This window comes from Arthrobacter sp. Soil764 (assembly GCF_001428075.1).
Taxonomy (GTDB): Bacteria; Actinomycetota; Actinomycetes; order Actinomycetales; family Micrococcaceae; genus Arthrobacter.
The window spans coordinates 75,321-101,511 of sequence record NZ_LMSI01000019.1 but is presented as its reverse complement, the minus strand read 5'-3'; the positions used below and the strand labels follow the sequence as shown (position 1 = coordinate 101,511).

Genomic DNA, 26,191 nt, shown 5'->3' with positions numbered 1-26,191 from the left:
TTTAGGCCCCGGTTTCCTGCGTCAGGCCCGTGCTCAGGTCTTTGGTAAGGGCACCGACGGCGTCCACTCCCCCGTCGCGGAGGGCTGCCACCAGGGCGGTGCCCACGATGACGCCTTCGGCGTAGGCTGCGATCTCCCGGACCTGGTGCGCTGTGGAGACGCCCAGCCCAACGCAGACGCGTTCGGCACCGGCGCCGTGCGCGGCGGCGACAACATCCTTGGCCGCTGTGCTGACAGATGTCCGGGCTCCGGTGACGCCCATGATGGATACGGCGTACACGAAGCCGCGGCTTGCATCCACGGTCCGCTGCATGCGTTCCGCGGTGGAGGACGGCGCCACGAGGAACACCCGGTCCAGGCCGTACTTGTCCGAGGCTGCCATCCATTCGGCGGCCTCGTCCGGAATCAGGTCCGGGGTGATGAGCCCGGCTCCCCCGGCCTCGGCCAGCCTGCGCGAGAACTCGTCCACGCCCATCCGGACCACCGGATTCCAGTAGGTCATGACCAGGACAGCGGCGTCGGTCCTGCTGGTGATGCCGGCAACGACGTCGAACACCTGGCTGACGTGGAAACCCTTGGCCAGTGCCTCGGTGGTGGCGGCCTGGATGACCTGGCCATCCATGACGGGATCCGAGTAGGGAATGCCGATCTCGATCAGGTCCGCACCGTTCTCCGCCAGGGCAATGCCCGCGGCGATGGTGTCCTCCACGCTGGGGTAGCCGGCGGGGAGGTAACCGATGAGGGCGGAGCGCCCCTGGGACCGTGCCCGGTCAATGGCTGCTGCCGACTTGCTGGTCATCTCTGCGCTGCTCACAGCTGTTCCCCCTCTTTGCCGATTTCGGATTCGGCGGAATTCTTGTCCAACAGGTCAAACCATTCGGCGGCGGTGGCCACGTCCTTGTCACCGCGTCCGGACAGGTTGACGATGACGATCTTTTCAGCCGCAGAGGCCGGGTCTTCGGCGGCAAGCCGCTGGCCCACCTTCATGGCCCCGGCCAGCGCGTGCGAGGACTCGATGGCGGGAATGATGCCCTCGGTGCGGCACAGGAGGCGGAAGGCCTCCATGGCTTCGCTGTCCGTGATGGGCTCGTAGCTGACCCGTCCGATGTCCGACAGGTAGGAGTGCTCGGGGCCGACACCCGGGTAGTCCAGGCCCGCGGAAATGGAGTGCGACTCGATGGTCTGTCCGTCATCGTCCTGCATCAGGTAGGACCGTGCGCCGTGGAGGACGCCAGGCTTGCCAAGCGTGATGGTGGCAGCGTGCCGGCCGGTTTCGACGCCGTCGCCGCCGGCCTCGAAGCCGTAGATCTTGACGGAGGGATCGTCCAGGAACCCGTGGAAGATGCCGATGGCATTGGAGCCGCCGCCGATGCAGGCGCAGACGGCGTCCGGGAGCCGGCCTTCCTGCTCCAGGATCTGGGCGCGGGCTTCCTCGCCGATGACCTCGTGGAAGTAGCGGACCATGGCGGGGAACGGGTGTGCGCCCGCCGCGGTGCCCAGGAGGTAGTGCGTGTTGTCAACGTTGGCCACCCAGTCCCGCAGGGCGTCGTTGATGGCGTCCTTGAGGGTCTGGGATCCGCTGGTGACGGGGATGACCTTGGCGCCCAGGAGTTCCATCCGGGCCACGTTCAGCGCCTGGCGGCGGCAGTCCTCGGCGCCCATGTAGACCACGCATTCGAGCCCCATGAGGGCCGCGGCGGTGGCGCTGGCCACGCCGTGCTGGCCGGCGCCGGTCTCGGCGATGACGCGGGTCTTGCCCATCCGCTTGGCGAGCAGGGCCTGGCCAAGGACGTTGTTGATCTTGTGCGAGCCCGTGTGGTTGAGGTCTTCGCGCTTGAGGAAAATGCGGACTCCGCCGGCGTGCTGGGAGAACCGCTTGGCTTCTGTCAGCAGCGAGGGCCGGCCGGAGTAGTTCTTATTCAGGTCCGCGATCTGCGCCCGGAATTCGGGATCGTCCTTGGCTTTGTTGAAGGTCTCTTCAAGTTCGTCCAGGGCAGCGATGAGGGACTCGGGCATCCATCGCCCGCCGTAGTTGCCGAAGTACGGCCCCGGGGCGTGGCGGAGGGATCCGCCCTGCAGGAATGCTTCCGCGGTGTTGTTGTCAGCGTTTCCTGAGGGTGCGTCAGCCATCAGTCCTGTCCTGTTCGGTGGTGGTTGGTCAAAAGTCTGCGGGTCCGGTGTGCCCGGAACCGGATGTCTATCCTGCGGGGCCGGCATGCTGCAGGCCCCGCAGGAAGCCGGAGGGTGTGGTGCGTGCCTCAGCCGCGGGCGGCAATGGCGGCGGCACCCGCGGCGGTGAACTCGGCGATGCGTTCCCGGGGCGTGGCATGGCTTACCAGTGCCTCACCCACGAGTATGGCGTTGGCACCGCTGGCGGCGTAGTGCGTGACGTCGCCGGCGTCACGGACGCCGGATTCGGCAACCACGACAGCCTCCGCCGGAATCAGCCCTGCCAGTGAGGCAAAGACGGAACGGTCGACGTCGAGCGTTTTGAGGTTGCGCACGTTGACGCCGATGATGCGGGCGTTGGCCGCGACGGCACGCTCGATTTCCTCTTCCGTGTGGGTCTCGACGAGCACGTTCATTCCGAGGTCCCGGCTGAGGGCGCTGAATTCGGCGAGCTGGGCGTCGGAAAGGGCGGCCACGATGAGCAGGATGAGGTCGGCGCCATGGGCACGGGCCTCCCAGATCTGGTACTCGTCGAGCGTGAAGTCCTTGCGCAGCAGCGGAGTGTCGACGGCGGCGCGCACGGCGTCGAGGTCGGCCAGGGATCCGTTGAAGCGGCGCTGTTCGGTGAGGACGCTGATGACGGAGGCACCGCCGTCGGCGTACTGCCTGGCGAGCGACGCCGGATCCCCGATGCTGGCGAGATCTCCCTTGGAGGGGCTGCGGCGCTTGATTTCGGCAATGACTTTCAGCTGTTCCCGGGTAGGGGAGGTCCCGCCGAGGGCCGCCCAGGCGTCACGGGCTGGTGCCGCGGCCTGGGCCAGGTCCTTCAGCTCGGCCAGGGAAACCAGCCGCTTCCTGGCCTCCATATCCTCCCTGACACCGGCGTTGATGTCATCGAGAACAGTCGCCATCAGTGGCCGGAGTTCTTCAGCTTGCTGCCTTCGACGCCGTAGCCTGCCTTGCGCATGACGTAACCGAGGATCAGGCCGATGACCATGACAACAGCGCCGCCGATGAAGATGGGCGTGCTGGCGATGACGAAGGCGATGGCGGCGATGAGCGCGCCTACCAGCATGACGATGACGCAGGTCCAGGCGGCCGGGCTGTTGCCATGGCCCAGTTCCTGGCTGTGGTCAATGGCGCCGGGGGCCACCGTGCGGGTGCCTGACTTGGAAACGGACGCAGGTGCTTTGCTCATGGAAATCTCCTCAGGATGGATACTGCTTACATTCTGCCATTTTTTGGCTGCCGCCCGTGTACCGCAGGGCTTGCCGCCAATGCCGGTCCAGGCGCCCGCCGGGGTTAGGTGGGGTCCTCGCCGCGGGAAAGCCGGTCCCAGCTGTCGATTTCGTCCACGGGCCCGGCCGGTGGCGTTGCGCCCGCAGCTGCGGTCCCCGCGGCGCCGGCGGCGTCATATTTGGTGCGCGCCTTCCAGTAGCGGGAGGCGGGCAGGATCAGCAGGGCTGCCAGGGCGAGAAGGCAGCCGGCGACGACGGCGAGTACCGGGAACGGGGTCAGCTCCACGTGCGCCTGGCTGCCGGAGACTCCGGTGGCCGCTGCAATGGACCCCTGCGCCGCCGTGAGCGGGTCGGCCAGGACGGTGGCCGCGGCGGCCACCACCCCGGCCGCGGCAAGGACAATAATGGCGGTGATGACCCACCGGGCGATCCTGCCCGCAATGGCCGCTGCGAGCCCGCCGGCCAGGGCCACCAGTGCAAGTGCCGTCACGGTGGTGGCGGCTTTGCTGCCCTGTACCTGGATGACACTCTGGGCCGGTCCGGACTGTCCCACCTGGTTGGGGTCCAGGGTGGCAGTCATCCAGGTCTGGGTGGTGGTGCCGAATGCGGCCAGCGCCAGGAGTGCGATCAGCAGGACCAGCGTGGACTTGCGCGCCCAGGCCGGTACGGCCCGGTTCTTCGCAGGCTTGCCCGCCTTGGCCGCCGTATCCGCCGCTCCTGCCCTGGCCGCGTCGCCAGGCCGGTTTGGCGCCATGTCAGAGTCCGGCATCAGGACGCTGTCCCGCCGGGAAGGGATTCCGCGGAAATGTTGTGCAGCGATCCGGCCGTGTGCACAGCGCGCAGCGGGGCGGCGGCCTTGTTGACGGTTTCCAGCGCCTCGGTGGGGTTCACCGAGTCAGCCACGATGCCGCCGCCGGCCTGGACGTAGGCCCGTCCTTCACGGATCAAGGCGGACCGGATGGCGATGGCCATGTCCATGTCGCCGGCAAAGTCGAGGTAGCCCACCACGCCGCCGTAAATGCCCCGGCGGTGCGGTTCCAGTTCATCGAGGAGGCGAAGCGCCCTGGGCTTGGGGGCACCCGAGAGGGTGCCGGCCGGGAACGTCGCTTTCAGGACGTCGTACGCTTTGGCCTGCGGGGCCAGCCGGCCCACCACGGTGGATACCAGGTGCATGATGTGGCTGAACCGCTCCACCTCCATGAACTGGGTGACATCCACCGTGCCGGCCACGCAGACCTTGGAGAGGTCGTTCCGGGAGAGGTCCACGAGCATCAGGTGCTCTGCGCGTTCCTTCTGGTCCGCCAGGAGCTCCTCGGCGAGGGCCTTGTCCGCTTCGACCGTCTTTCCGCGCGGACGCGAGCCGGCGATGGGGTGGGTGATGACTTCCTCGCCCGTGACCGTCACCAGCGCTTCCGGCGAGGACCCGACAATCGAGTACTCGCGGCCGTCGGCGTCGGCCAGGCTGAAGATGTACATGTAGGGGCTGGGGTTGGTGTTCCGGAGGACGCGGTAGACGTCCAGCGCGGAGGCTTTGCACTCCATCTCGAACCGGCGCGAGATCACCACCTGGAAGACCTCGCCGTCCACGATGGCTTCCTTGCCGCGGTCCAGCGCGGCAAGGTATTCAGCCTCGTCCCAGCGTTCCTGGACGCTGGACGCAAAGTCCAGGGCTGCCGGTGCCAGCACGGAGACCGGCTGCACCACGGGCGCGCTGATCTTGGCCAGGAGTTCCTTGACCCGGGCGACGGCGTCGTGCCAGGCCTCGTCCACGCGCTCGGAGCTGTTGTCGAAGTTGATGGCGTTGGCAATCAGCAGGACCGTGCCGTCCACGTTGTCGTGCACGGCCATGTCGGTGACCAGGTTCAGGGCCATTTCCGGCAGCTGCAGGTCATCCTCGGGCGGGCTGACCAGCCGTTCCCAGTGGCGGACCGTCTCCCAGCCGAGGAAGCCCACCAGGCCGGAGGTAAACGGTGGCAACCCCTCGAAGCGGTCGGTACGCAGTGCCTCGATGGTGTCGCGGATGGCGTCCACGGGACTGCCGCTGACCGGGACGCCTGCAGGCGGTTGGCCCAGCCAGTGTGCCTGGCCGTCCCTGGTGGTCAGGGTGGCGCGCGACCTGGCGCCGATGAAGGAGTACCGCGACCAGGCTCCGCCCACGGCTGCCGATTCCATGAGGAAGGTGCCTGGCTGCCCCTGCGCCAGCTTCCGGTACAGCCCGATGGGGGTTTCGGCGTCGGCGAGGACCTTGAGCCTGACGGGAATGACGCGGCTGTGGCCGGCGAGTTCCCGGAATTCCTCGAGGCTCGGGCTGATGGTTCCAAGGTCCTGCATGGTTATGCTTGTCCGCCTGTTCTTCAAAAGGGCCGGCAGTACCGGGCACCTTGGTGTTCTTGCTGGGGTGGCCGTGGAGGGAGGCCGGCCGGGCAGCGTACCGGGTTAGCCTGCCTGGCCCGCCACCACGTCGAGGGCCCGGCCGTCGAAGCAGGTGCGGGTACCCGTGTGGCAGGCCGCGCCCACCTGGTCAACGCGCACCAGCAGTGCGTCGCCGTCGCAGTCCAGGGCCACGGACTTGACCCACTGGACGTGCCCGGAGGTATCGCCCTTGCGCCAGTACTCCTGCCGTGAGCGGGAGTAGAAGGTGACGCGGCCGGTGGTCATGGTGCGGTGAAGCGCTTCGTCGTCCATCCAGCCAAGCATCAGGACTTCGTTGGTGTCGTACTGCTGCACCACTGCGGCCACCAGGCCGGCGCCGTCGCGCTTGAGCGCAGCGGCCACCTCCTGGGGAAGAGGGCTGGCCGGCACGGATTCCACGGGCGGGGACACAGCGGATCCGGCGGTTGGGACGGGGGTTGGCTGCTCAGACATCGGGTCAAGTCTAGTGCCAACACGCGCCCGTACTCCCGTTGTGAACAACGGCACGCCACCGGCCGCTGAAGTGCTGCCCAACTCCGCGCCTCTCGTGCTAGTTTCACAAGTGATGCATTTCGTCGAACCGTCCCGAGAAGTCCTGGCCGAAACCCTGCTTGCGGCCGGCCCTGATGCGCCCACTCTCTGCAAGGGCTGGCGTACCAGGGACCTTGCCGCGCACCTGTACCTGCGCGAGCGGAAGGCCGCTGTCGGACTTGGTTTGATCATCAAGCGCCTGGCCAAGGCCTCAGACCAGGCGACCGCCAGGCTGGCGGCAAAACTGACCAGCAACGACGACTATGCCCGGCTGGTCAACACCTTCCGCGCCGGTCCCCCGGCGCTTTCGCCGATGAGCATCAAGGCCCTGGACGAAAGTGCCAACCTCATTGAGTACTTCGTGCACACGGAGGACGTCCGGCGGGCCGTGGACCGGTGGGCGCCCCGGGCACTTGATGAGGCATACTCGGACGCCCTGTGGGATGAACTGGTCAAGCGCGCCGCCATTTTGTACCGCGGCGTGGACCTGGGCATTGTCCTGGTCCGTCCGTCCGGTCCGCGCCACGTCGCCAAACGGGCACCCGTTTCGGTGGCGATCGTCGGTGAGCCGGGCGAACTGCTGATGCACGCCCACGGCCGAACCCGCCATGCCCTGGTCACCTTCGAAGGCCAGCCGGACGCCGTCGCCCTCCTCCAGTCAGCCGAAGTAGGTTTGTAGTCCCCACCCGCTCCCTAACCTCGCAAGCTCGGTCAGGGAACCCTGCGGGCGTGGGCCCACCCACCCGCTCGCGGGCGGGAATTACCGGACTTCGAAGCCAGCTTCCCGGATGGCTTCCTTGACCTGGGACATCATGTCGTCCGGTCCCCAGTGGAAAATCGAGGCGGCCAGGACTGCGTCCGCACCTGCTGCAACGGCCGGCGGGAAGTGCGCAGGCTCCCCCGCCCCGCCGGAGGCGATGATGGGAACCTTGACGGCAGCCCGGACCAGCTTGATGAGTTCGAGGTCGAAGCCGTCCTTGGTGCCGTCGGCGTCGATGGAGTTCAGCAGGATCTCCCCCACCCCGCGGTCCGCTGCTTCCCGGGCCCATTCGATGGCGTCGATACCGGTGCCGGTGCGGCCGCCGTGGGTGGTCACTTCGAATCCCGACGGCGTGGGCTGCGAGCCCGGCCGGGTGCGGCGGGCGTCAACGGACAGGACCAGCACCTGGGAACCGAAGTGGCGGGTAATTTCGTCGATGACATCGGGCCGGGCCACGGCCGCGGTGTTGATCGAGGCCTTGTCCGCACCGTAGCGCAGGAGCTTGTCCACCTCGGCCACGCCGCGGACGCCGCCGCCCACCGTCAGCGGGATGAACACTTCCTCTGCGGTGCGCCGGACCACATCGAACGTGGTCTCGCGGTTGCCGGAGGACGCCGTCACGTCAAGGAACGTCAGTTCGTCGGCCCCGGCGTTGTCGTACCGGTGGGCGAGTTCCACGGGGTCGCCGGCATCGCGCAGGCCCTCGAAGTTGACGCCCTTGACGACGCGTCCGGCGTCGACGTCAAGGCAGGGAATGACGCGTACTGCTACTGCCATGGGAACTCCTGGATATTCGGTGGTGCTGGGGTGCCGGTTATCAGATGCGGCAGGCGTGGATGCTGCTGACCAGGATGGCGCGCGCGCCGAGGTCATACAGTTCATCCATGATCCGGTTGGTTTCCTTCTTGGGCACCATGGATCGGACGGCCACCCAGTCCGAGTCGCGCAGCGGCGAGACCGTGGGCGATTCGAGGCCGGGCGTCAGGCCGGCCGCCTTTTCCACGAGCTCCTTGCGGATGTCGTAGTCCATCAGCACGTACTGGCGCGCCACCAGGACGCCCTGCAGGCGGCGGATGAGGACGTCGATTTCCTTGGCGGTGCCGTTGGCGGCGCCCCCGTTGCCGGTACGGCGGATCAGGACGGCCTCGGATTTGAGGATGGGATCGCCGAAGATTTCCATGCCGGCGGCCTTGAGCGTGTTGCCGGTTTCCACGACGTCGGCGATGGCGTCCGCGACGCCGAGCCGGACCGAGGATTCGACGGCCCCGTCCAGGCGGACCACTTTGGCGTTGATGCCGCGTTCGGCCAGGTAGCTGCGGAGCAGGCCGTCGTAGCTGGTGGCAAGGCGCTTGCCTTCAAGTTCGGCGGCAGAGGCGAAGTCGCCCACCGGCCCGGCAAAGCGGAAGGTGGAGGCGGCGAATCCCAGCGGGAGCAGCTCTTCGGCTTCCACCCCGGCGTCCAGCAGCAGGTCGCGTCCGGTGATGCCGACGTCGAGCGTTCCCTGACCGACGTAAACGGCAATGTCGCGGGGGCGAAGGAAGAAGAACTCGATGTCGTTGTCGGGGTCCACCATGACCAGTTCGCGGCTGTCGCGGCGCTGGCGGTATCCGGCTTCAGAGAGCATGGCGGAGGCGGCTTCGGACAGGGAGCCCTTGTTGGGGACGGCTACTCGCAGCATGGGAAATTCTTTCTGGGGTGGAAGGTCTGGGTTTCAGGCAATGCAGGCCACAGCGTGCCCGGCGTCAGCGCGCCGGACCGGTGGCTACAGATGCTTGTAGACGTCTTCCAGGGTCAGGCCTTTGGCGAGCATCAGAACCTGCAGGTGGTACAGCAGCTGGGAAATTTCCTCGGCCGCGGCTTCATCGGATTCATATTCGGCAGCCATCCATACTTCGGCTGCTTCCTCAACGACTTTTTTGCCGATGCCGTGAACACCGGACTCCAATTCAGCGACGGTGCGGGAGCCCTCCGGGCGGGTGGCTGCCTTCTCGCTGAGCTCAGCGAACAGCGTCTCGAAATTCTTCACGCCCTCCAGCCTACTTGCTGCGGCCGTACCGGCGCTTCCCGGGCCGTTGCATGACGGGCGCGATGTGAGCGAATACACACCGCGCCCGCGCAGCAGGCTGGCTGGCTCCTAGCTCTGGTACTGCTTGAGCACCACGGCGGTGGCCAGCGCCGCCGTCACGGCCTCATGGCCCTTGTCTTCCTTGGAGCCGGGCAGGCCGGCGCGGTCCAGTCCCTGCTGTTCGTTGTCGCACGTGAGCACGCCGAAGCCCACCGGCACGCCGGTGGAGACGCTGACATCGGTGAGCCCCGACGTCGCCGCCTGGCAGACGTAGTCAAAGTGCGGGGTTCCGCCGCGGATCACCACGCCGAGGGCAACGACGGCGTCAAAGTGCGGTGCCAGGCGCGCTGCAGCAACCGGCAGCTCAAAGCTGCCGGGAACCCGCAGCACGGTGGGCTCGGCAATGCCGGCATCCTTGGCGGCCCGGAGCGCGCCGTCCAGGAGCCCGTCCATGATCTGCGTGTGCCAGCTGGCTGCGACGATCGCGAGCTTCAGCTGCGAGGTCTCGGCCGGGTTAAGGGTGCTGAGGTCGATGTCGGGGGCGCCGTGTCCACTCATGGGTTCTTCTGTTCCGTTCAGTCTTGTTCGTGGTCGAAAGGGGATTCGGGGGCCGGCACGGGCACCGGGGCCACCTGGGTATCCAGCAGCAGCCGGTGTTCCATGCGGTCCTTCTTGGTGCGCAGGTAGCGGATGTTCTGTTCGCGGGACGGGACCTCAGTGGGCACCATCTCCACGACGTTCACGCCCGCCTTGGCCAGCCTGTTCTGCTTGTCCGGGTTGTTGCTGAGCAGCCGCACCTCGTGCAGGCCCATTTCGGCAAGGATCTGGGCGGCGGCCTTGTAGCACCGCGCATCCACGGGCAGGCCCAGCTGTTCATTGGCCTCCACCGTGTCGAAGCCCGCCTCCTGCAGCGCGTAGGCCTTGATCTTGTTGGCCAGGCCGATGCCGCGGCCCTCCTGGCCGCGCAGGTAGAGCAGCGTGCCGCCATTGTCCCGGATCAGTTCCAACGCGTACGCAAGCTGTTCACCGCAGTCGCAGCGGTAGGAGCCAAAAACATCGCCGGTGAGGCACTCGGAGTGCAGCCGCACCAGGGGGGCCTTACGGTCAGTGGGGGCATTGGGGGAACTGACGGCCAGGTGTTCCACACCGGTCACCAGGTCAGTCCATGCCTGGGCCACGAAATCGCCGAAGGCGGTGGGCAGCTGCACGACGGGCCCTCCGCTGACGGGATGGGGTGCCTCGCCGGATACTGCGTGGTGCTTCCGGTGGCCGTTCTGCTGGCTGTCTTCGCTGGCTGCCGCTGCCGTCATCGTTTCTCCTCCTGTACGCCCGGCATTACCCGGACATCCTCACGCTGGGTTCCCCCGGCCCCGGCTTCAAGATACGCCACCAGGTCCTCAATGGAGATCAGGGGACATCCATGTTCCGCTGCGAACGAACGCAGGCCGTCCAGCCGCATCATTTCACCGTCGTCGTACACCACTTCCGCGATCACCCCGACCGGCTCCAGGCCCGCAAGGCGGCACAGGTCCACGGCGGCCTCGGTGTGGCCCTGGCGTTCCCGCACACCACCGTCAACCGCACGGAGCGGGAAAATATGCCCCGGGCGGGTCACGGAGGCCGGGCTTGCCTGCGGGTCGGCCAGGATGCGGGCGGTCAAGGCCCGGTCCGTGGCGGAGATTCCCGTGCTGACGCCGATCGCTGCGTCGCAGGACACTGTGTAGGCCGTGCCTTTGGCGTCCTCGTTGACGGCAGTCATGGGCGGCAGCGCCAAGGCGTCCGCGCGTTCGCCGGTCAGCGGCACGCAAATCACCCCGGAGCTGTACCGAATGGTCCAGCCCATCAGGGCGGGCGTGGCGTGCTGGGCGGCGAAGATGATGTCGCCTTCGTTTTCGCGGTCCTCGTTGTCGACGACGAGCACGGGCCGGCCTGCGGCCATGGCGCGCACTGCGTCTTCAATGGAGTCCAGTCCTTTGGCCGGCGCGGCCGCCCGGCCGCCGGAGGCACCGTCGGTGTTGACGGCATCCGCGGCAGCGGCGGATTCCAGGTGGACTGCGGCGTTCACCGTGCACCTCCTGCAACCGCGGTGCCACCGGTACCTGCTGCTGCGCCGGCATCGCGGAAGGCAAGCAGCCGTTCGGTGTACTTGGCCAGGACATCGACCTCCAGGTTCACCCGGCTGCCGGCGGTTTTGGTGCCCAGGCCTGTTTCGGCCAGGGTGGTGGGGATCAGGCCCACTTCGAACCAGGGCTCCTGCTCCGATGCCGGGCTGACGGCCGTCACAGTGAGGGAGACCCCGTCAATGGCGATGGAGCCTTTCTCGGCAATGTAGCGGGCCAGGTTGGCGGGGACACCAAAGCGCAGCCGCTCCCAGTTGCCCAGGGGTTCGCGTTCCAGCAGGACTCCCACGCCGTCAACGTGGCCTTGCACGACGTGCCCGTCCAGGCGTCCGCCTGCAGGAACACAGCGTTCCAGGTTGACCGAATCCCCGGCAACGAGTTCGCCGATGGTGCTCCGGACCAGGGTTTCCCCCATGACATCCACGCTGAACTCCTTGCCGTCAATCGCGGTTGCCGTGAGGCAGACCCCGTTCACGGCAATGGAGCCGCCAAGTGGCAGGCCCTCGGTGGAGCCAGGGGCGTGCAGCCGTACGGTGGCGCTGGTGTGCCCGTCGCGCTCCACGGACAGCACCTGCCCCTGCTCGGCAATAATTCCGGTGAACATCAGTAGCCTCCCTGGGCTTGCTCCGCGCTGCCGCGGGTTGGTGGGTGGTCGAGTGCAACTTTCCGTTGCGGTCTGAGGTGAAGCCTGAGGTCCCGGCCGAGCGTGCGGACGGCGCCGCCGTCGGCCTCGTCCCATTCCCATTGCTGGGCGTCCGGGAGGCTGGTAATGCCCAGCCCGTTAAGGGCGGAGGTGCCGGATCCCAGCAGGGTGGGCGCCAGGTACACGATGAGTTCGTCCACCAGGCCTGCCGAGAGGAAGGCGCTGAGGATCCTTGAGCCGCCTTCGACCATAACGTGCCGGATGCCGGCTTGATACAGCATGGTCAACGCCTCGCGCGGGTCCCGGGTGGGAAGGTGGACCGCCAGTCCGTCATCGCCACGGATCGCGGCGCCGTCCGGGATTCCGCGCAGTCCCATGACAGCCCGTACCGGCTGTTTGGGTGCGGGGCCGCCGGAGGGTTCCCGGGCGGTCAGTCGCGGATTGTCCACCAGCACGGTCTGGCTGCCCACCAGGATGGCGTCGATGCGGCTGCGGATTCCGTGGTTGTCTGCCAGCGACTCCGGGCTGGAGATCCATTGGCTGGTGCCGTCTTCGGCAGCTATCCGGGCGTCCAGGGTCTGGGCGATGTGGAGGGTGACGAACGGGCGCTTGGCGGCTACGGCCTCAAACCACTGGCGGTTCATGTCCAGGGACTCGTCGGCACCGAGGCCGCTGCGGACCCGGACGCCGGCCGTCCGCAGCGTTGCGGCGCCACCGGCGGCGGGGTCATGCGGATCGTCGACCGCGTACACGACGTCGGTGATGCCGGCTTCGATGATTGCTTCCGTGCACGGCCCGGTGCGGCCCACGTGGTTGCAGGGTTCCAAGGTGACCACCATGGTGCACCCGGAAAGATCCAGGCCGACGGCGGCGGCCTGGGCAATTGCGTCCGCTTCGGCGTGCGCGGTGCCGGCGCCGCGGTGGTAGCCGGTGACAAGGTGGCGTCCGTCAGGACCGACGACGACGGCCCCCACCAGTGGGTTCGCGCCGCGCGGCCCCAGCAGGGCTGCCTGCAGGGCCAGCTCCATGGCCCGGGTTTCATCGGCGCTGAAGGCTGTGACCACCCCGGCGGCGGGTGTCAGTTCCACGGCGCGCGTCATGCGGCGGCCGGGACGGGTTGGGTGGCTGCCTTGGAGGCAGCAGTATTTTCGGCGTTTAAGAGCCATCGCTGGGGGTTCATGTGCGTGTCGTTCCTTCCCTGTCGAACCGCGATGGCTCCGGGGATACGACAGCAGAACGTTGCGGGCCCAAGGGCCCACAGATACAGCTGTACGTGCTTCTCTCATCCAGACTTTAACTGTCGGTACCGGAATTCCACCGGTTCAACCGTCTGCCGGATCCTCGTCAGAGAAAACCGGCTCGCGGGTCGCGGACTGTCACCGCCGGTTCGGACTTACACCGACCCCGGAGCACGTATGTGTGTTGTTATTGTGCCACAACCGGCAGGGGCTCCCGCTTATTCCGTCGCCCCGCGTAATGTCCGGCTGCCCTTGCCCCGCAGCAGGTCGATGGCTGCCGCGGGGTCGTCGGCGCCGTAGACGGCGGAGCCGGCCACAAAGACGTTGGCCCCGGCTTCAGCCGCGCGGGCGATGGTGTCCTCCGTGATCCCGCCGTCCACCTGGATGGCCACTCCCAGTCCGGAGCCTTCCACGGCTTCACGGGCCCGCCGGATCTTGGGCAGCGTGACGTCCAGGAATGCCTGGCCGCCGAATCCCGGTTCCACCGTCATGATGAGCAGCATGTCCAGCTCGGCCAGCATGTCCAGGTACGGCTCCACCGGGGTGGCCGGGCGCAATGCCATGCCCGCTTTGGATCCCCTGCTGCGCAGTTCCCGTGCCAGCTTGATGGGGGCAATGGATGCCTCTGCGTGGAACGTGACCGAGGCCAGGCCGGCGTCGGCGAAACCCGGCGCCCACCGGTCCGCGTCGGAGATCATCAGGTGGGCGTCCAGCGGAACCGGGCTCACCGCCTGGATGCGCTGCACCACGGGCAGCCCGATGGTCAGGTTGGGGACGAAGTGGTTGTCCATGACGTCCACGTGGACGGCGTCGGCGTTGCTGATCCGTTGCAGTTCGGCCTCAAGGTTGACGAAGTCGGCGGAGAGGATACTCGGGTTGATGCAGCATTGCGTCACAGGGGTGCCTTTCGCTGAAGGTGCTTGGTGTCGTAAAAAGCCTCCGTCGCAGCCTGGAACAGCCGGACCGGGAGCCCAGGTTAACGAATCAGGGATTCTTTCCTGTCAGGTTTTCTTGTGGATCAGGGCCAGGAACATGGCGTCGGTGTGGTGGATATGGGGCCAGAGCTGGGCGGTCAGTTCATGGCCGGCGCCCAGGTTTCCGGTGAGGCTGACGGCGTCCAGCGCGGCGCCTGCGTCCAGGAGTTCCAGGTCGGTGCGTTTCCGGAGGACGTCGGCCACCACAGCCGTGGTTTCCGCCGGGTGCGGGGAACAGGTCACATAGGCCACCACTCCCCCGGGGCGGACCGCGGCCAGGGCGGAGTTCAGCAGTTCGCGCTGCAGCGGCCCCAGGTCTGCAATGTCCTTGGGAGAGCGCCGCCACCGGGACTCGGGCCTGCGCCGAAGAGCTCCCAGGCCAGTGCAGGGAACATCCACCAGGACGCGGGAATACCGTTCCGGCTGTTCCGCGCCCACCTCCCGGCCGTCGCCGGTCCGGACCTGCCAACTGCCCGGCGGTACGGCCGACAGCGCCTGGCTGACCAGTTTTGCGCGGTGCGGGGCGGGCTCATTGGCCAGGAGCGTGGCGCCCCGCTGGTGGGCCAGCGCACCAAGGAGGGCCGCCTTTCCCCCGGGGCCGGCGCAGAGATCAAGCCACGCTTCACCGGCACCGGCACCGGTACCGGCACCCGCCCCTGCATCCGCCGCACTTTCGGCGCCGGGACTGCGGCCCGCACCGTCGCCTGCCCGGCTGGGGCCCGGGTTGGGAAGGTCCACCGCGGCCAGGGCCCTGGCCACCAGCTGTGAACCAACGTCCTGGACCCTGAGGCTGCCGGCACGCACCGACGCCAGGCGTCCCAGGTCCCCGCCGCTGGACAGCGCGGAGCCTTCCACCAGTTCACCGGGCGTGGCACCGTTGTCCAGCGCTTCGTCCAGGCTGCCCAGCCCCGGCAGGGCCACGAGGTTAACCACCGGGGCGGCGTTGTCCGCCTCCAGCAGGTCGTTGATTTCGCCTGCGGGCCGGCCGTGGGCCACCAGTGACTGGCGCATGGCCCGGACAATCCACTCGGGGTGGGCGTACCTCAGCGAGGCAATCTTCGTCTCGTCGGTTTCGCCCTCCACCAGCAGGTCCAGCCATTCCTCAAGGGAGTGGGCGGAAACCTTGCGGAGGACGGCATTGATCAGTGCCGAGGGGCCGGCTCCGATGACGGCACGGGCAAGTCCTACCGTCTGGTCCAGTGCGGCGTGCGCCGGGACCCGCATGGCCAGCAGTTGGTGGGCACCGATGCGGAGGGCGTCGAGGACGGCCGGATCAAGCTTGGCCAGGGGCCGGTCCACGCACCGTGCCAGGATGGCATCGTAGGTTCCCTGGCCGCGCAGGGCGCCGTAGCTCAGTTCCGTGGCGAACCCGGCGTCCCGTTTGTCCAGGTGGTGATGCCGGATCCGCGCGGGCAGCACCAGGTTGGCGTAGGCATCCTCCTCTGCCACAGCGCGCAGCACTTCGAAGGCCACCAGGCGGGCGGGGTCGGCTCGCCTGGTCCGCTGCGACGGCGCCTGTTCGGTAAAGCCCCGCTGCGGTCCGCGGTTGCGTTCGCGGCCTTTGGCGTCCCTCCTGCTGGCGTCCCGGGGACCGCCGTTGCCCCGGCCGCTGCCGGCGGGCGCGCCGCTGCCGCCCTGCCCGCTCTTCCCGCCGCGGCCATATCCCCCGACGCTTCCCCCTCCGCCAGTGTTGGGCCGGCCGGTATTCCGTCCACCTGTATTGCCGCCGGACCCGCTCATTCGAACACCACACCCTCCAGTGAAGCCATGCCGCGCGCCCAATCAGCGGCAGCCATCATCTTTTTCCCTGCGGGCTGGACCCGGGTGAGTTCCACGGCGTGCGAGCCTGTACCCACCACCACGGTTTTCCCCTCCAAGGCCACTGCCCCGGGGGCAAGTCCTGCGATATCAGGCCGGAGCAGGACAGGCTCGAGCTTGACCCGCTGCCCGTCCAGCAGGGTCCAGGCGCCGGGCTCGGGAGTGACTCCCCGTGCCTGCCGGTTGATGGCAAGGGCAGGATGGGACCAGTTGATGCGTCCATCCTCCAGAGTCAGCTTGGGTGCCAGCGAGACGTCGCCGGCCTGCGGCTGCGGCGACGCTTTTCCGCCCTCGATGGCGGACAGTGTCTGCGCCAGCAGGACCGCACCGCTGCGGGACAGCCGCTCCAGCAGGTCTCCGGCAGTGTCCTGTGGCCTGACGGCCTCGGTCAGCGTGCCAAAAACGGGGCCGGTGTCCAGTCCTTCCTCCAGCTGGAAGGTAACGGCACCGGTGACATCGTCGCCAGCCATGACCGACCGCTGGACCGGCGCCGCGCCACGCCAGGCGGGCAGCAGCGAGAAATGCAGGTTGACCCAGCCGTGCCGCGGTATGCGCAGTGCTGCAGGGGGAACCAGTCCGCCATAGGCGACGATTGCCGCGACGTCCGGCCGCGCGGCGGAGACAGCGGCAATGGCCTCGGCGTCGACCCGCGCGGCGCGGATGACATCAATGCCCAGTTCCGCGGCGCGTTGTGCCACCGGCGAGGGTGTCAGCACGCGTTTGCGGCCTACCGGCGCATCGGGACGGGTCAGGACCGCCACCACGTTAAAGCCGGCGTTGACCAGGGCGTCCAGGGACGGCACAGCGACGGCGGGGGTCCCCGCGAAGAGGACCCTCACCCTGCTGTGCCAAAGCTGGAGCCGGGGGTGCTGGTTCCGCCAAAGCTGGCCCCGCCGAAACTCGACCCGACACTCTTGGCGCGCTTGGCTGTGGTGCGCCCGGTGACGGCGTCGTAATTGGCGTTGCGGATGGACCGCAATGCAGCCTTCCGGTCTTCGCCCTCAAGGCGGTCGGTGTAGAGAATGCCGTCCAGGTGGTCATTTTCATGCTGGAAGCACCGTGCGAGCATCCCCTCCCCATCGACAGACACCGGATTTCCGTGCATGTCCACACCGGTGACCCGGGTGGCGCGGAAACGGCGGACGGGGAAGCCGAGGCCGGGAATGGACAGGCAGCCCTCCACGTGGTCCGGCTGGTAGTCCTCACTGTTCTCCAGGACGGGGTTGATGATGTGCCCCTCCACCCCGTCGATCCGGTATGTGAAGACGCGCTTGCTGATGCCCACCTGCGGAGCGGCAAGCCCTGCGCCGTCCACGTCCTCCATGGTTTCGGTCATGTCGGCCACCAGTTTGGCAAGCTCGGGTCCGAATTCCGTCACGGGATCGGCAACTGTGCGCAGCACAGGATCACCGATGATGCGGATATTCAGAATAGCCATGCGCTGTTTGTCCTCACGGTTGGCGGCAAAGGGAACCTATCCAGTTTAGGTGCAGTCTCTCGAGGTCCTCCCGCCGCTTACGCGGTGCGGGCCTGTGCCAGCGGCGGGGGTGCGATGGGCAGCAGCGCGGTGCCGGCACTGATGGTGTCCGCGGACAATTCCCAGACCCGTCGCAGGGCGCAGAACTTCCACCAGTGGTGCTTGAGGACCTCGGGGTTGGCCCGGACAGGACGGACCTCGGTCTCGCCAATGGCAACGGCCAGCAGGACAGGGCTTTCGCCGTATTTCCAGGGCTCCCAGGTGCCGGCCTCCGCATCCACCAGGCTTTCCTCGGCCTTCATGCCGGCCACCAACTGCATCACAACCTTGTCATCCAGTGGTTTGACCAGGCCATCCCGCGTTGTGCCCTTGGTCTTGTAGTCGATCAGGCAAATGCGTCCGTTGATCCGGGCTACAAGGTCAAGGGTGCCCGCGTAACCCACGGTGTTGTTCCAGACAGTGATTTCGGGGGCGATGGGCTCCACTTGGAAGAGTTCCCACCATTCGTCGAAGCGGACGGCGAAGGCCTCTTCCCCATTGGCAGCCAAGGCCTCGCGGGCTTCCTTCATGCCGTGGGGGCGCCCGAGCGCCCGGAGCGCCACCTGCTCGCAGTAATTGTGGACGCGGTCCCCGCGCCTGGCGGCATCGTCCCGGTAGGTTTCGGCAGCTTTGGCGGCACGGTTGATGGCCTGCTTGATTTTGGCGGGACTGCCCAGGCAGTCCGAGAGCAGCGGATCATTGGCCAGGCTGCTGGCACCCATGTAACCAAACCAGCCATCCAGGCCGTGCGGCTGCTGGCTGATCACCGTGGTGATGGAAGGTACCGAAAACTGCTCAGACGTTGACCGTGCATACATCCGGCCGTATTCGGTGGCGTGGGCGAGAAGCGGATCAGTCATACAAAAGACTCTTTCACAGGGGGCCGACAAAAGCTCCGGGAGGCAGGAGCTGCACGCAAAAGAGGCCCGTCTCCGCTGCTGATGAGCGGAAACGGGCCTCTGCGGTGGGCGATACTGGGTTCGAACCAGTGACCTCTTCGGTGTGAACGAAGCGCGCTACCACTGCGCCAATCGCCCCGATGCATTTGAATGCTAGCCCACCTCTGCCCTATTTCAAAAATCGAACGGGGCACCTCATGAACCGGCCCCAAAGGCGCACCCTCTGCCTGGCCGCCAACAACTGAAAGCAGCCCGGCGGACGGCAGCATGGCGCACCAGCGCCCGCTGCCGGCGTCGGGAATTACACGCTTGTAACTCTCAAAATCCGCGCAGTTACAGGGATCGGGAGGTCATAGTGCCGGGCCGGGTCGGGGCGATTTGGAGAATCCCCGAACCTCCTATATTGTTTTTACTCGTTGGAACGCGAGGAAATGCCGGAAACGGCAAGGAATCAACCCTCCAAAATGCGGACGTAGCTCAGCTGGTAGAGCACCACCTTGCCAAGGTGGATGTCGCGAGTTCGAATCTCGTCGTCCGCTCGCAGGACACTGTCACAGCAAACATTCTTCGGAATTGACGCTAACACGGTGGGTTGGCCGAGAGGCGAGGCAGCGGCCTGCAAAGCCGTATACACGGGTTCGAATCCCGTACCCACCTCGGTGAAAACCATGGTTTCCGGATGTTTCGGATTCAATGGGCGATTGGCGCAGCGGTAGCGCGCTTCCCTGACACGGAAGAGGTCACTGGTTCGATCCCAGTATCGCCCACTGGCAAGGCAACTTGCCCGCAGTACCACCGGTTTACCGGTTCAACCTGCACACGCGGACGTAGCTCAGCTGGTAGAGCACCACCTTGCCAAGGTGGATGTCGCGAGTTCGAATCTCGTCGTCCGCTCTCTTACATCCCATTAGCCGGTCTTCCGGTTCCGGGCGATTGGCGCAGCGGTAGCGCGCTTCCCTGACACGGAAGAGGTCACTGGTTCGATCCCAGTATCGCCCACATGAACAGCAGCTCTTACGGAGCTGCTTTTTTCGTTTCCCCCGTATCCGCTGCGGGCGAACTCCCTTGGCACACCTTTCACCCCCGGATAGGATCGAAGGCGCGAGGAGCGACCTGGCTCCGCGATCGAAGGGAGGTGCTCGTGGGTTTGATTGACGATCTAAAGGGCAAGGCTCAGGGTCTCATCCGCGGCAACGAGCAGGCCATCAAGAACGGCATCAGCAAGGCCGGCGATTTCGTCGACACCAAGACCGGCGGCAAGTACACCGGCCATGTCGACAAGATCCAGGATGGCGCTTCCAAGCTCATTGACAAGAACGGAACCCCGGGCCAGGCACCTGCCGCCGGGCAGGTTCCGCCGGCAGCTCCTGAAAATCCGGTTCCACCGGTCGACAGGGCTCCGTAAAGGATTTGGCCAGGGCTTTGCCCCAGCACGTCAACGGGGCGCGGGTCCCGCCGGGAGGCGGCGCCCGCGCCTTTGGCGTTTAAAGGCACTGATGGCACTAAGGCAGTTAGCACTTGTCACCGAGCCGGTGCCAACGGATTCCCGATTCCCGGACGCCCGCCAGTAACCTGCCTGTATGCCCAACTCCCCCGCACCCTCCGAGGCAAAGACCACCCGGGCTCGGATCGATTCCCGGCCCGTCATCGCCGGGATCGTCACCGCGTTGGTGGGCTTCACCTCCTCCTTTGCCGTGGTCCTGGCCGGACTCAAGGCGGTGGGAGCCGATTCCGCCCAGGCCGCGTCCGGCCTGCTGGCACTGACCATGAGCGTCGGCCTTGGCGTCCTGGTTCTCGCCTGGCGCTCCAGGGTTCCTGTGACACTGGCCTGGTCAACACCGGGCGCGGCGCTGCTGGCTGCATCGGGAATTCCCGACGGCGGATGGCCGGCCGCCGTCGGGGCCTTCCTCACGGCGGGCCTGCTGTTGGCCCTGACCGGCATGGTGCCGGCGCTTGGCAGGCTGATGGCGCGCATTCCGTCCTCCCTGGCACAGGCGATGCTGGCCGGGGTCCTGCTGCAGCTGTGCCTGGCCCCCTTCAAAGCCCTGGGCACGGTCCCCGTGTTTGTTGCGCCGGTCATTTTGTGCTGGCTGCTGATGATGAAGTTCGCTCCGCGCTGGTCGGTTCCTGCAGCATTGCTGGTGGCCCTGGGCGTGATCGGAACTTCCCTGGCGTACGCCGGGACGCCAGTGGATCCGGCAGGATTCATGCCCACACTGGCCTGGACCACTCCCACGTTCGGCCTGCAGGCCATCGCCAGCATTGCCGTCCCCTTGTTCGTGGTGACAATGGCATCGCAGAACATTCCCGGAGTGGCTGTGCTGCGTTCCTTCGGATACGGGACACCGTGGCGGCCGGCGATGCTGGTTACGGGAGCGGGCACCGTTCTGGGAGCGCCCTTCGGCGGCCACGCCATCAACCTTGCAGCGCTCAGCGCGGCCCTGGCCGCCGGTCCCGAAGCAGGCGGGGACCGAAGCAGGAGGTGGATCGCCGGCTTCACGTCCGGCCTGGCCTACCTGGTGCTGGCTGCCTTTTCCGCAGCCCTGGTGTCGGTCGTTGACCAGGCGCCCGCGGGGATGCTCGAAGCCGTGGCCGGACTGGCCCTTCTGGGCACCCTGGCATCGGCCATTTCGGCTGCCCTTGCTGACGCCGAAGAGCGCATTGCCCCGGCGGTCACGTTCCTGATGGCGGCATCGGGGCTGGTTTTTGCCGGAATCGGTTCCGCGTTCTGGGCGCTGATTGCCGGGCTGGCGGTTCAATGGGCGCTGAAGCCCCGGCGCAGCCCAACCTCCTCTTAGGGGTTGCCGCTAGGACGGCTCGTGGTTCTGGCCTTCACGGGCCAGGGCGGTCAGGCGGGAGACGGCGCGGAAGTATTTCTTCATGTACCCGCCGGTCATCATTTCCTCCGTGAACAGCTGGTCGAAGGGGACGCCGCTGGCCAGGATGGGAACATCCTTGTCGTAGAGCCTGTCCGCCAGAACCACGAACCGCAGCGCCACCGCCTGCTCCTTGATGGTTTCCACGTTGCGCCACACCACGCCGTCAATGCCGTCGATCAACTGGCGGTAGCGGCTGGGGTGCACGCCGGCCAGATGGTGGATGAGGGTGGAAAATTCGTCCTGGGCAACCGTCTTGCCGTCGAACTCCGCTTTCATGTGGGCATTGAGTTCGCTGTTCCTCAGCGGGGCCGGCGCGGCGGGCAGGCCGCGGTGCCGGAAGTCCTCGCCGTCGATCCGGATGACCTCGAACTGGTCGGCCAGGACCTGGATTTCGCGCTGGAAGTCCACGGCGGCAAAGCGGCCGTCCCCCAGCGAGCCCGGCAGGGTGTTGGAGGTGGCTGCAAGCTTGAGCCCGGCGTCTGCCAGTTCCCGCATGAGCCGGGACATCAGGACGGTATCGCCCGGATCGTCAAGCTCGAATTCGTCGATGCAAACGAGCTTGTAGCCGCTCAGGGCATCGACCGTCTTACGGAAGGACAGGGCGCCCACGAGGTTGGTGTACTCCACGAAGGTACCGAAGGCTTTGGGGCCCGGCGACGCGTGCCACAGGGACGCGAGCAGGTGGGTCTTGCCCACGCCGAACCCGCCGTCAAGGTAGATGCCGGCGCGTGATTCGTCCTTCTTGCCGAACAGCTTTTTGAAGAGCCCTCCCCCGTTACCCGACCCCACGCCGTCGGCAAACCCCTGCAGTTCCCGCACGGCCGTGGCCTGGCTGGGCTGCTTGGGGTCCGGGCGGTAGCTCGCAAAGGAGACCTCCCCGAACCGCGGCGATGGGTAGAAGCCCTTGAGGAGTTCGTCCACCGAAACTGCCGGGGTGCGGGCGGCAAGCTGTTCGATCTGTACCAAGGTGGTCCGTTCTGCTGGTGGTTGGTCCCCAGAAAGGATACCGGCAAGGCAGGCTGAATCCGGGCCGGCTGCCTTCCTCCAGGCGCATCGAGTGACGAAGGCAACATTTCGCCCTATTAACGGAATACGGACAACGTCAGGGGCGCTGGCTAGTGTGGGAACAGGTTCCAATGCATGTTCCATGGATTCCCGTGCTCTTACTGAAAGGCCAAGCAATGCCCTACCCGGTTGACCAGAATGAGAAGTTTGCTGCCTATGCCCACCCGGAACGTCTCGTTTCCACGGAGTGGCTGGCGGCTGCCATCAAGGACGGCGCGGTGGCGGACGGCGGCATCGTGGTGGTGGAATCCGACGAGGATGTGCTCCTGTACGAAACAGGCCACATCCCCGGCGCGGTGAAGATTGACTGGCACACGGACCTGAATGACGAAGTTGCCCGTGACTACATCGACGGCGCAGCCTTCGCGGAGCTCGCGGCCTCCAAGGGAATCTCGCGGGACAGCACCGTGGTCATCTACGGCGACAAGTCCAACTGGTGGGCCGCGTACGCACTTTGGGTCTTCACGCTGTTTGGCCACCAGGATGTCCGGCTGCTCGACGGCGGCCGGGACAAGTGGATTGCCGAGGGCCGCGAACTGACCAAGGACCGGCCGGCCCCCGCCGCGGGGAGCTACCCCGTGGTTGAGCGCGACGATGCCCCCATCCGCGCCTTCAAGGACGACGTCCTGGCCCACCTCGGCACCCGCCCGCTCATCGACGTCCGCTCGCCCGAGGAATACACCGGCCAGCGCACCCACATGCCGGCCTACCCCGAGGAAGGCGCCCTCCGCGGCGGCCACATCCCCACCGCCGCATCCATTCCATGGGCCCGCGCCGCTGCCGCCGACGGCACCTTCAAGAGCCGCGGGGAACTGGAGGCGATCTACCTTGGCGAGGCCGGCCTGTCCGAGGGTGACGACGTGGTGGCGTACTGCCGGATTGGGGAGCGTTCCAGCCACACCTGGTTCGCCCTGAAGTACCTCCTGGGCTTTGATTCGGTCCGCAACTACGACGGATCCTGGACCGAGTGGGGCAATGCGGTCCGCGTACCGATCGTCAAGGGCGCCGAGCGGGGTTCCGTTCCGGCCACCGTCGGAGCCTGACGCAGCACCCGCCCGCGTAGACTTGACACGATGACTACTCAAGCTTTGCCATCCGCCCTTGCGGCGATCGTGGACGACTTCCAGGCCCTGTCCGAACCCGAGAGGCTGCAGCTGCTGCTGGAGTTCTCCGAAGGACTGCCCGAGCTCCCCGACCGGCTCAAGGACCACCCCGAACTTCTGGAGCAGGTGGTGGAGTGCCAGTCGCCGCTGTTCCTCACCGTTGAGACGGGGAACAACGACGACGGCGCGGTCCACCTGTTCTTCAAGGCACCTGCCGAGGCACCCACCACGCGGGGGTTCGCCGGCGTGCTGCACGAGGGCCTGGACGGCCTGTCCGCAGACGAGATCCTGTCCGTGCCGGACGACATGCCGGAGCTGCTGGGGCTCACCCGGGCCATTACGCCGCTGCGCATGCGGGGCATGACCGCCATGCTGGGAAGGATCAAGCGCAAGGTGGCGGCAGAGTCCCGCGCCCAGGCCTGACCCCGTACCCATGGCACGGAAGACCAGTTCCCAGGGAACCCCGGCAACAGCGGCCCTGACCGCTGCCGGGGTTCCATTTGTGCTGCACCCGTACACCCACGATCCATCCGCGCAGAGCTATGGTGCTGAAGCTGCCGAAGCCCTTGGCATCGATCCGTCCCGTGTCTTCAAAACCCTGATGGTGGACGTGGAGGGCCGGCTCGCAGTGGGGATCGTACCGGTCAGCGGAAGCCTTGACCTGAAGGCAATGGCTGCCGCGCTCGGAGCCAAGAAGGCCGCCATGGCCGATCGCGCCGCAGCCCAGCGCCGCACCGGCTATGTCCTGGGCGGCATCTCCCCCATCGGGCAGCGCCAGCCCTCCCCCACCGTGCTGGATTCCACCGCCCTGGGGCTGGATTCGATCCTGGTGTCCGGAGGCCGCCGCGGCCTGGACATTGAGCTCGCCCCGGCAGACCTGGTCCGGCTGACGGACGCCATCGCCGCACCCATCGGCTCGCCGGCCGCGGGCGGCTCCCGACCATAGCAGCGCGAAGTCCGGGAGCGCAGGTTACTCGATCACATAGTGCTGCATCATGTCGTTGTCCTCGTGCTCCAGGATGTGGCAGTGCCACACGTATTCGCCTTTGAAGGACGAGCCGATGGCGAGCGGGTCTCCGCCGGCTGCGGCTGCACCAAAGGGAACCCGGATCCTGGTGACCTCGCCCGGCATCGCCACCACGGTGTCCTTCCAGCCCTGTTCATTGGCAGGTGCTGCCTTGGGCCGGCCGATCAGGTGCGGCCCGACGTCGACCGCTTTGCCCCGCCCCGGCGTGACCAGGCCGGTGGCCGGATCGATGAAATCCGTTTCCTCCAGATAGGCATCGACGTCGAACTTCTGCCGGTTGAGCACCTGGAACTGGGTGAAATGCAGGTGAATCGGATGCGCGTCCACGGTGGTGTTGATGAGCTCCCACTGTTCCAGGGTGTCGCTCTTCACCACCGTGATGTCCGGGCTGTCGAACATCCTGTTGTTCAGCAATGCCATCACCGGAACGTCGTCCGCGTTGGCTACTTCCACCAGCGCCATGGACCTCGTTGCCTTGACCGGCCGTTCCCCTAGCCTGGTTACGGCTTGGGACCGGAGTTGGGCCGGCAGGGGCACCGTGTAGCCGGGCTCGGAGAGGACGGTGAACTGCATGATCTGCGGAAGCGGGAGTCCGCCCTGCCGGACGGACTCGGGCCCGTCCGGGTAGGGCACCCGGGCGCTGTTGGCCAGGACTACCCTCGAGCCGGCCTTGAGCCCGGCGAAGTCCACCACGATGTCTGCCCGTTCCCCCGGTCCCATCACCAGCCTGTTGAGCCGGACCGGAGCGTCGAGCAGGCCGCCGTCGGACCCTATCTGGTCGAAAGGGACCGCCGTGCCGCCGGCGAGCAACCTCAAGTCGTAAAACCGGGCGTTGGAGCCGTTGAACATCCGGAAACGGTACTTCCCGCGGGCCACGTCCAGGTTGGGCCAGGTCTTTCCGTTGACGGTGGCCACATCGCCGAAGAACTCCGGGGCCCAAGGCCGTGCCTTGCCGTCCGCCGCCACCAAATCAGGGTTCGGCGGGTAGGCGAACGAGCCGTCAGGGTTGAACATGCGGTCCTGGATAATCATCGGGACCTCGTACGGCGGCGGGGGCAGGTGCGTGCCATCCCCCGTGTCTATCCCGGTTCCTCCCGGCCCCGGGGTATCCCGGAGCAAGTACCCTCCGGCCAGTCCTGCGTAGACATTCAGGCGGGTCATGCCCAACGCATGGTCGTGGTACCAAAGGCCGGCGGCATCCTGGTTGTTGCCGTAGTGGTACGTGTAGGAGGCGCCGGGACCGAATGCCTGGTCCGGGCCGCCGTCGGACCGCACGCTGGTATTGCCGCCGTGAAGATGGACGGACGTCCGCGGCCGCACGGCATCGTTGCTGCCCGCCGGAACCAGTTCGGGGTCGATGGCAAAGGCCAGGGGATGCCGTCCGGCCCGGTTGTGGACCGTCAGCTCGAAGGGCGTTCCTTTCCGGGCAATGATCACGGGGCCAAGGTACGTCCGGCTTGAACCGGCCTCCTGGTAGGCCAGGGTGTCCGTCAGGCCCATGTGTTCCTGGAACCGGTGGCGGGCGTTGCGCACCCAGAGCGACTTGCTGCCGCCGGCCCGCATGTCCAACACTCCGAGCTCATCCAGGGTGGGAAGCTGCTCGGTAAACATACCGGCTGCGGCACCAGGAGCTGCGAGCGCCCGGCCCGCACCTGGCCCGTAACCCTGGGTCAGGACACCTGCGCCGGCTACGGCGCCCGCCTGCAGAAGTTGCCGCCTCGTCAAGTGCATTTT

The 26,191-nt window shown here is 66.9% G+C and carries 28 protein-coding genes, 6 tRNA genes and 1 riboswitch; of the genes, 11 read left to right on the top strand and 23 right to left on the bottom strand.

Annotated elements, in window-relative coordinates:
• Position 1 precedes the first annotated feature (1 nt).
• From trpA to hisI, 7 genes are all read right to left on the bottom strand, one after another.
• Positions 2-799 carry a tryptophan synthase subunit alpha gene (gene trpA / locus ASG86_RS10200; protein WP_056333421.1) on the bottom strand — a complete coding sequence of 266 codons (798 nt, stop codon included), beginning with the start codon at positions 797-799 and terminating at the stop codon, positions 2-4.
• Positions 800-810: 11 nt separating this feature from the next.
• Complete coding sequence (gene trpB / locus ASG86_RS10195) at positions 811-2,130, bottom strand: tryptophan synthase subunit beta (protein ID WP_056333417.1); 1,320 nt, start codon at positions 2,128-2,130, stop codon at positions 811-813.
• A gap of 128 nt (positions 2,131-2,258) precedes the next feature.
• Complete coding sequence (trpC, locus tag ASG86_RS10190; RefSeq protein WP_056333414.1) at positions 2,259-3,080, bottom strand: indole-3-glycerol phosphate synthase TrpC; 822 nt, start codon at positions 3,078-3,080, stop codon at positions 2,259-2,261.
• Positions 3,080-3,367: an HGxxPAAW family protein gene (locus ASG86_RS10185; protein ID WP_056333411.1), complete on the bottom strand. Its 288-nt coding sequence runs from the start codon at positions 3,365-3,367 to the stop codon at positions 3,080-3,082. The genes trpC and ASG86_RS10185 overlap by 1 nt, the downstream gene beginning before the upstream one ends.
• Positions 3,368-3,471: 104 nt before the next feature.
• Positions 3,472-4,161 carry a Trp biosynthesis-associated membrane protein gene (locus ASG86_RS10180; protein ID WP_056333983.1) on the bottom strand — a complete coding sequence of 230 codons (690 nt, stop codon included), beginning with the start codon at positions 4,159-4,161 and terminating at the stop codon, positions 3,472-3,474.
• Between the two features lie 14 nt (positions 4,162-4,175).
• The gene (locus ASG86_RS10175) at positions 4,176-5,738 is read right to left on the bottom strand and encodes an anthranilate synthase component I (protein WP_056333408.1); all 1,563 of its coding nucleotides are present in this window, start codon (positions 5,736-5,738) and stop codon (positions 4,176-4,178) included.
• A gap of 105 nt (positions 5,739-5,843) precedes the next feature.
• Positions 5,844-6,272, bottom strand: a complete 429-nt coding sequence (gene hisI / locus ASG86_RS10170; protein ID WP_056333405.1) for a phosphoribosyl-AMP cyclohydrolase — start codon at positions 6,270-6,272, stop codon at positions 5,844-5,846.
• 112 nt (positions 6,273-6,384) lie between these two features.
• Here hisI and ASG86_RS10165 point away from each other — a divergent pair, with 112 nt between their 5' ends.
• Positions 6,385-7,029, top strand: a complete 645-nt coding sequence (locus ASG86_RS10165) for a TIGR03085 family metal-binding protein (RefSeq protein WP_056333402.1) — start codon at positions 6,385-6,387, stop codon at positions 7,027-7,029.
• An 81-nt stretch (positions 7,030-7,110) separates the two neighbouring features.
• Here the strand turns inward: ASG86_RS10165 and hisF are convergent, their stop codons facing one another.
• The 14 genes from hisF to ASG86_RS10095 all read right to left on the bottom strand — a co-directional run bounded on the left by hisF (position 7,111) and on the right by ASG86_RS10095 (position 18,521).
• A complete protein-coding gene (gene hisF, locus ASG86_RS10160; RefSeq protein WP_056333399.1) occupies positions 7,111-7,887 on the bottom strand; it encodes an imidazole glycerol phosphate synthase subunit HisF in 777 nt (258 codons plus the stop codon).
• Positions 7,888-7,927: 40 nt separating this feature from the next.
• Positions 7,928-8,788, bottom strand: coding sequence for an ATP phosphoribosyltransferase (gene hisG / locus ASG86_RS10155; protein ID WP_056333397.1), 861 nt, complete (start codon positions 8,786-8,788; stop codon positions 7,928-7,930).
• 84 nt (positions 8,789-8,872) lie between these two features.
• Positions 8,873-9,136 carry a phosphoribosyl-ATP diphosphatase gene (locus tag ASG86_RS10150; RefSeq protein WP_009358176.1) on the bottom strand — a complete coding sequence of 88 codons (264 nt, stop codon included), beginning with the start codon at positions 9,134-9,136 and terminating at the stop codon, positions 8,873-8,875.
• A gap of 108 nt (positions 9,137-9,244) precedes the next feature.
• Positions 9,245-9,733, bottom strand: a complete 489-nt coding sequence (gene ribH / locus ASG86_RS10145; RefSeq protein ID WP_056333394.1) for a 6,7-dimethyl-8-ribityllumazine synthase — start codon at positions 9,731-9,733, stop codon at positions 9,245-9,247.
• Positions 9,734-9,750: 17 nt separating this feature from the next.
• Complete coding sequence (gene ribA / locus ASG86_RS10140; protein WP_056333392.1) at positions 9,751-10,485, bottom strand: GTP cyclohydrolase II; 735 nt, start codon at positions 10,483-10,485, stop codon at positions 9,751-9,753.
• On the bottom strand, positions 10,482-11,240 hold the full coding sequence (ribB, locus tag ASG86_RS10135) for a 3,4-dihydroxy-2-butanone-4-phosphate synthase (protein WP_082566746.1): 759 nt from the start codon (positions 11,238-11,240) through the stop codon (positions 10,482-10,484). The genes ribA and ribB overlap by 4 nt, the downstream gene beginning before the upstream one ends.
• Entirely contained in the window at positions 11,237-11,899 is a 663-nt protein-coding gene (locus ASG86_RS10130) for a riboflavin synthase (RefSeq protein WP_056333389.1), read from the bottom strand. Before ASG86_RS10130 ends, ribB begins: the two co-directional genes overlap by 4 nt.
• Entirely contained in the window at positions 11,899-13,038 is a 1,140-nt protein-coding gene (ribD, locus tag ASG86_RS10125; RefSeq protein WP_056333388.1) for a bifunctional diaminohydroxyphosphoribosylaminopyrimidine deaminase/5-amino-6-(5-phosphoribosylamino)uracil reductase RibD, read from the bottom strand. Before ribD ends, ASG86_RS10130 begins: the two co-directional genes overlap by 1 nt.
• Before the next feature lie 169 nt (positions 13,039-13,207).
• A riboswitch (FMN riboswitch) is annotated at positions 13,208-13,355 on the bottom strand.
• Positions 13,356-13,394: 39 nt separating this feature from the next.
• Complete coding sequence (rpe, locus tag ASG86_RS10120) at positions 13,395-14,072, bottom strand: ribulose-phosphate 3-epimerase (RefSeq protein WP_056333386.1); 678 nt, start codon at positions 14,070-14,072, stop codon at positions 13,395-13,397.
• A 105-nt stretch (positions 14,073-14,177) separates the two neighbouring features.
• Entirely contained in the window at positions 14,178-15,890 is a 1,713-nt protein-coding gene (locus ASG86_RS10115) for an RsmB/NOP family class I SAM-dependent RNA methyltransferase (RefSeq protein ID WP_056333383.1), read from the bottom strand.
• Positions 15,887-16,807: a methionyl-tRNA formyltransferase gene (fmt, locus tag ASG86_RS10110; RefSeq protein WP_056333381.1), complete on the bottom strand. Its 921-nt coding sequence runs from the start codon at positions 16,805-16,807 to the stop codon at positions 15,887-15,889. Before fmt ends, ASG86_RS10115 begins: the two co-directional genes overlap by 4 nt.
• Positions 16,804-17,406 carry a peptide deformylase gene (gene def, locus ASG86_RS10105; protein ID WP_056333379.1) on the bottom strand — a complete coding sequence of 201 codons (603 nt, stop codon included), beginning with the start codon at positions 17,404-17,406 and terminating at the stop codon, positions 16,804-16,806. The genes fmt and def overlap by 4 nt, the downstream gene beginning before the upstream one ends.
• A 77-nt stretch (positions 17,407-17,483) precedes the next feature.
• A complete protein-coding gene (locus ASG86_RS10100; RefSeq protein WP_056333377.1) occupies positions 17,484-18,344 on the bottom strand; it encodes a cytochrome in 861 nt (286 codons plus the stop codon).
• 105 nt (positions 18,345-18,449) lie between these two features.
• Positions 18,450-18,521 (bottom strand) — tRNA-Val (locus tag ASG86_RS10095).
• 328 nt (positions 18,522-18,849) lie between these two features.
• On the opposite strand from ASG86_RS10095, the gene ASG86_RS10090 reads away from it, so the two are divergent.
• From ASG86_RS10090 to ASG86_RS10060, 7 genes are all read left to right on the top strand, one after another.
• Positions 18,850-18,922: transfer RNA gene (locus ASG86_RS10090), tRNA-Gly, on the top strand.
• Between the two features lie 47 nt (positions 18,923-18,969).
• Positions 18,970-19,040: transfer RNA gene (locus ASG86_RS10085), tRNA-Cys, on the top strand.
• A 38-nt stretch (positions 19,041-19,078) separates the two neighbouring features.
• Positions 19,079-19,150, top strand: a tRNA-Val gene (locus ASG86_RS10080).
• Between the two features lie 54 nt (positions 19,151-19,204).
• Positions 19,205-19,277: transfer RNA gene (locus tag ASG86_RS10075), tRNA-Gly, on the top strand.
• Positions 19,278-19,310: 33 nt separating this feature from the next.
• Positions 19,311-19,382 (top strand) — tRNA-Val (locus tag ASG86_RS10070).
• A 142-nt stretch (positions 19,383-19,524) separates the two neighbouring features.
• The gene (locus tag ASG86_RS10065) at positions 19,525-19,788 is read left to right on the top strand and encodes an antitoxin (protein ID WP_056333980.1); all 264 of its coding nucleotides are present in this window, start codon (positions 19,525-19,527) and stop codon (positions 19,786-19,788) included.
• 175 nt (positions 19,789-19,963) lie between these two features.
• Positions 19,964-21,181 (top strand): benzoate/H(+) symporter BenE family transporter, encoded by a 1,218-nt coding sequence (locus ASG86_RS10060; protein ID WP_056333373.1) that lies wholly within the window; start codon positions 19,964-19,966, stop codon positions 21,179-21,181.
• A 9-nt stretch (positions 21,182-21,190) separates the two neighbouring features.
• Here the strand turns inward: ASG86_RS10060 and zapE are convergent, their stop codons facing one another.
• Positions 21,191-22,228, bottom strand: coding sequence for a cell division protein ZapE (gene zapE / locus ASG86_RS10055; RefSeq protein ID WP_056333370.1), 1,038 nt, complete (start codon positions 22,226-22,228; stop codon positions 21,191-21,193).
• A 215-nt stretch (positions 22,229-22,443) separates the two neighbouring features.
• On the opposite strand from zapE, the gene ASG86_RS10050 reads away from it, so the two are divergent.
• Genes ASG86_RS10050 through ybaK form a run of 3 tightly spaced genes read left to right on the top strand, consistent with a single transcriptional unit; the run spans position 22,444 to position 24,376 of the window.
• Positions 22,444-23,370, top strand: coding sequence for a sulfurtransferase (locus ASG86_RS10050; RefSeq protein ID WP_056333367.1), 927 nt, complete (start codon positions 22,444-22,446; stop codon positions 23,368-23,370).
• Positions 23,371-23,400: 30 nt separating this feature from the next.
• Entirely contained in the window at positions 23,401-23,853 is a 453-nt protein-coding gene (locus ASG86_RS10045) for a SufE family protein (RefSeq protein WP_056333364.1), read from the top strand.
• Between the two features lie 10 nt (positions 23,854-23,863).
• Positions 23,864-24,376: a Cys-tRNA(Pro) deacylase gene (gene ybaK, locus ASG86_RS10040; protein WP_056333361.1), complete on the top strand. Its 513-nt coding sequence runs from the start codon at positions 23,864-23,866 to the stop codon at positions 24,374-24,376.
• A 24-nt stretch (positions 24,377-24,400) separates the two neighbouring features.
• On the opposite strand, the gene ASG86_RS10035 is transcribed toward ybaK, so the two are convergent.
• Entirely contained in the window at positions 24,401-26,188 is a 1,788-nt protein-coding gene (locus tag ASG86_RS10035; protein ID WP_056333357.1) for a multicopper oxidase family protein, read from the bottom strand.
• Positions 26,189-26,191 lie beyond the last annotated feature (3 nt).

Bases quoted from the DNA above. Each gene is read 5' to 3' on its own strand.
- ribA (WP_056333392.1), bottom strand. From the start codon at position 10,485: ATGACGGCAGCGGCAGCCAGCGAAGACAGCCAGCAGAACGGCCACCGG.
- ybaK (WP_056333361.1), top strand. From the start codon at position 23,864: ATGGCACGGAAGACCAGTTCCCAGGGAACCCCGGCAACAGCGGCCCTG.
- ASG86_RS10115 (WP_056333383.1), bottom strand. From the start codon at position 15,890: ATGAGCGGGTCCGGCGGCAATACAGGTGGACGGAATACCGGCCGGCCC.
- ASG86_RS10185 (WP_056333411.1), bottom strand. From the start codon at position 3,367: ATGAGCAAAGCACCTGCGTCCGTTTCCAAGTCAGGCACCCGCACGGTG.
- ASG86_RS10100 (WP_056333377.1), bottom strand. From the start codon at position 18,344: ATGACTGATCCGCTTCTCGCCCACGCCACCGAATACGGCCGGATGTAT.
- ASG86_RS10175 (WP_056333408.1), bottom strand. From the start codon at position 5,738: ATGCAGGACCTTGGAACCATCAGCCCGAGCCTCGAGGAATTCCGGGAA.
- hisI (WP_056333405.1), bottom strand. From the start codon at position 6,272: ATGTCTGAGCAGCCAACCCCCGTCCCAACCGCCGGATCCGCTGTGTCC.
- ASG86_RS10050 (WP_056333367.1), top strand. From the start codon at position 22,444: ATGCCCTACCCGGTTGACCAGAATGAGAAGTTTGCTGCCTATGCCCAC.
- def (WP_056333379.1), bottom strand. From the start codon at position 17,406: ATGGCTATTCTGAATATCCGCATCATCGGTGATCCTGTGCTGCGCACA.
- ASG86_RS10045 (WP_056333364.1), top strand. From the start codon at position 23,401: ATGACTACTCAAGCTTTGCCATCCGCCCTTGCGGCGATCGTGGACGAC.
- trpC (WP_056333414.1), bottom strand. From the start codon at position 3,080: ATGGCGACTGTTCTCGATGACATCAACGCCGGTGTCAGGGAGGATATG.
- hisF (WP_056333399.1), bottom strand. From the start codon at position 7,887: ATGGCAGTAGCAGTACGCGTCATTCCCTGCCTTGACGTCGACGCCGGA.
- ASG86_RS10035 (WP_056333357.1), bottom strand. From the start codon at position 26,188: ATGCACTTGACGAGGCGGCAACTTCTGCAGGCGGGCGCCGTAGCCGGC.
- hisG (WP_056333397.1), bottom strand. From the start codon at position 8,788: ATGCTGCGAGTAGCCGTCCCCAACAAGGGCTCCCTGTCCGAAGCCGCC.
- ASG86_RS10165 (WP_056333402.1), top strand. From the start codon at position 6,385: ATGCATTTCGTCGAACCGTCCCGAGAAGTCCTGGCCGAAACCCTGCTT.
- ASG86_RS10130 (WP_056333389.1), bottom strand. From the start codon at position 11,899: ATGTTCACCGGAATTATTGCCGAGCAGGGGCAGGTGCTGTCCGTGGAG.
- ASG86_RS10180 (WP_056333983.1), bottom strand. From the start codon at position 4,161: ATGGCGCCAAACCGGCCTGGCGACGCGGCCAGGGCAGGAGCGGCGGAT.
- ASG86_RS10060 (WP_056333373.1), top strand. From the start codon at position 19,964: ATGCCCAACTCCCCCGCACCCTCCGAGGCAAAGACCACCCGGGCTCGG.
- trpA (WP_056333421.1), bottom strand. From the start codon at position 799: ATGACCAGCAAGTCGGCAGCAGCCATTGACCGGGCACGGTCCCAGGGG.
- trpB (WP_056333417.1), bottom strand. From the start codon at position 2,130: ATGGCTGACGCACCCTCAGGAAACGCTGACAACAACACCGCGGAAGCA.
- ribD (WP_056333388.1), bottom strand. From the start codon at position 13,038: ATGACGCGCGCCGTGGAACTGACACCCGCCGCCGGGGTGGTCACAGCC.
- ribH (WP_056333394.1), bottom strand. From the start codon at position 9,733: ATGAGTGGACACGGCGCCCCCGACATCGACCTCAGCACCCTTAACCCG.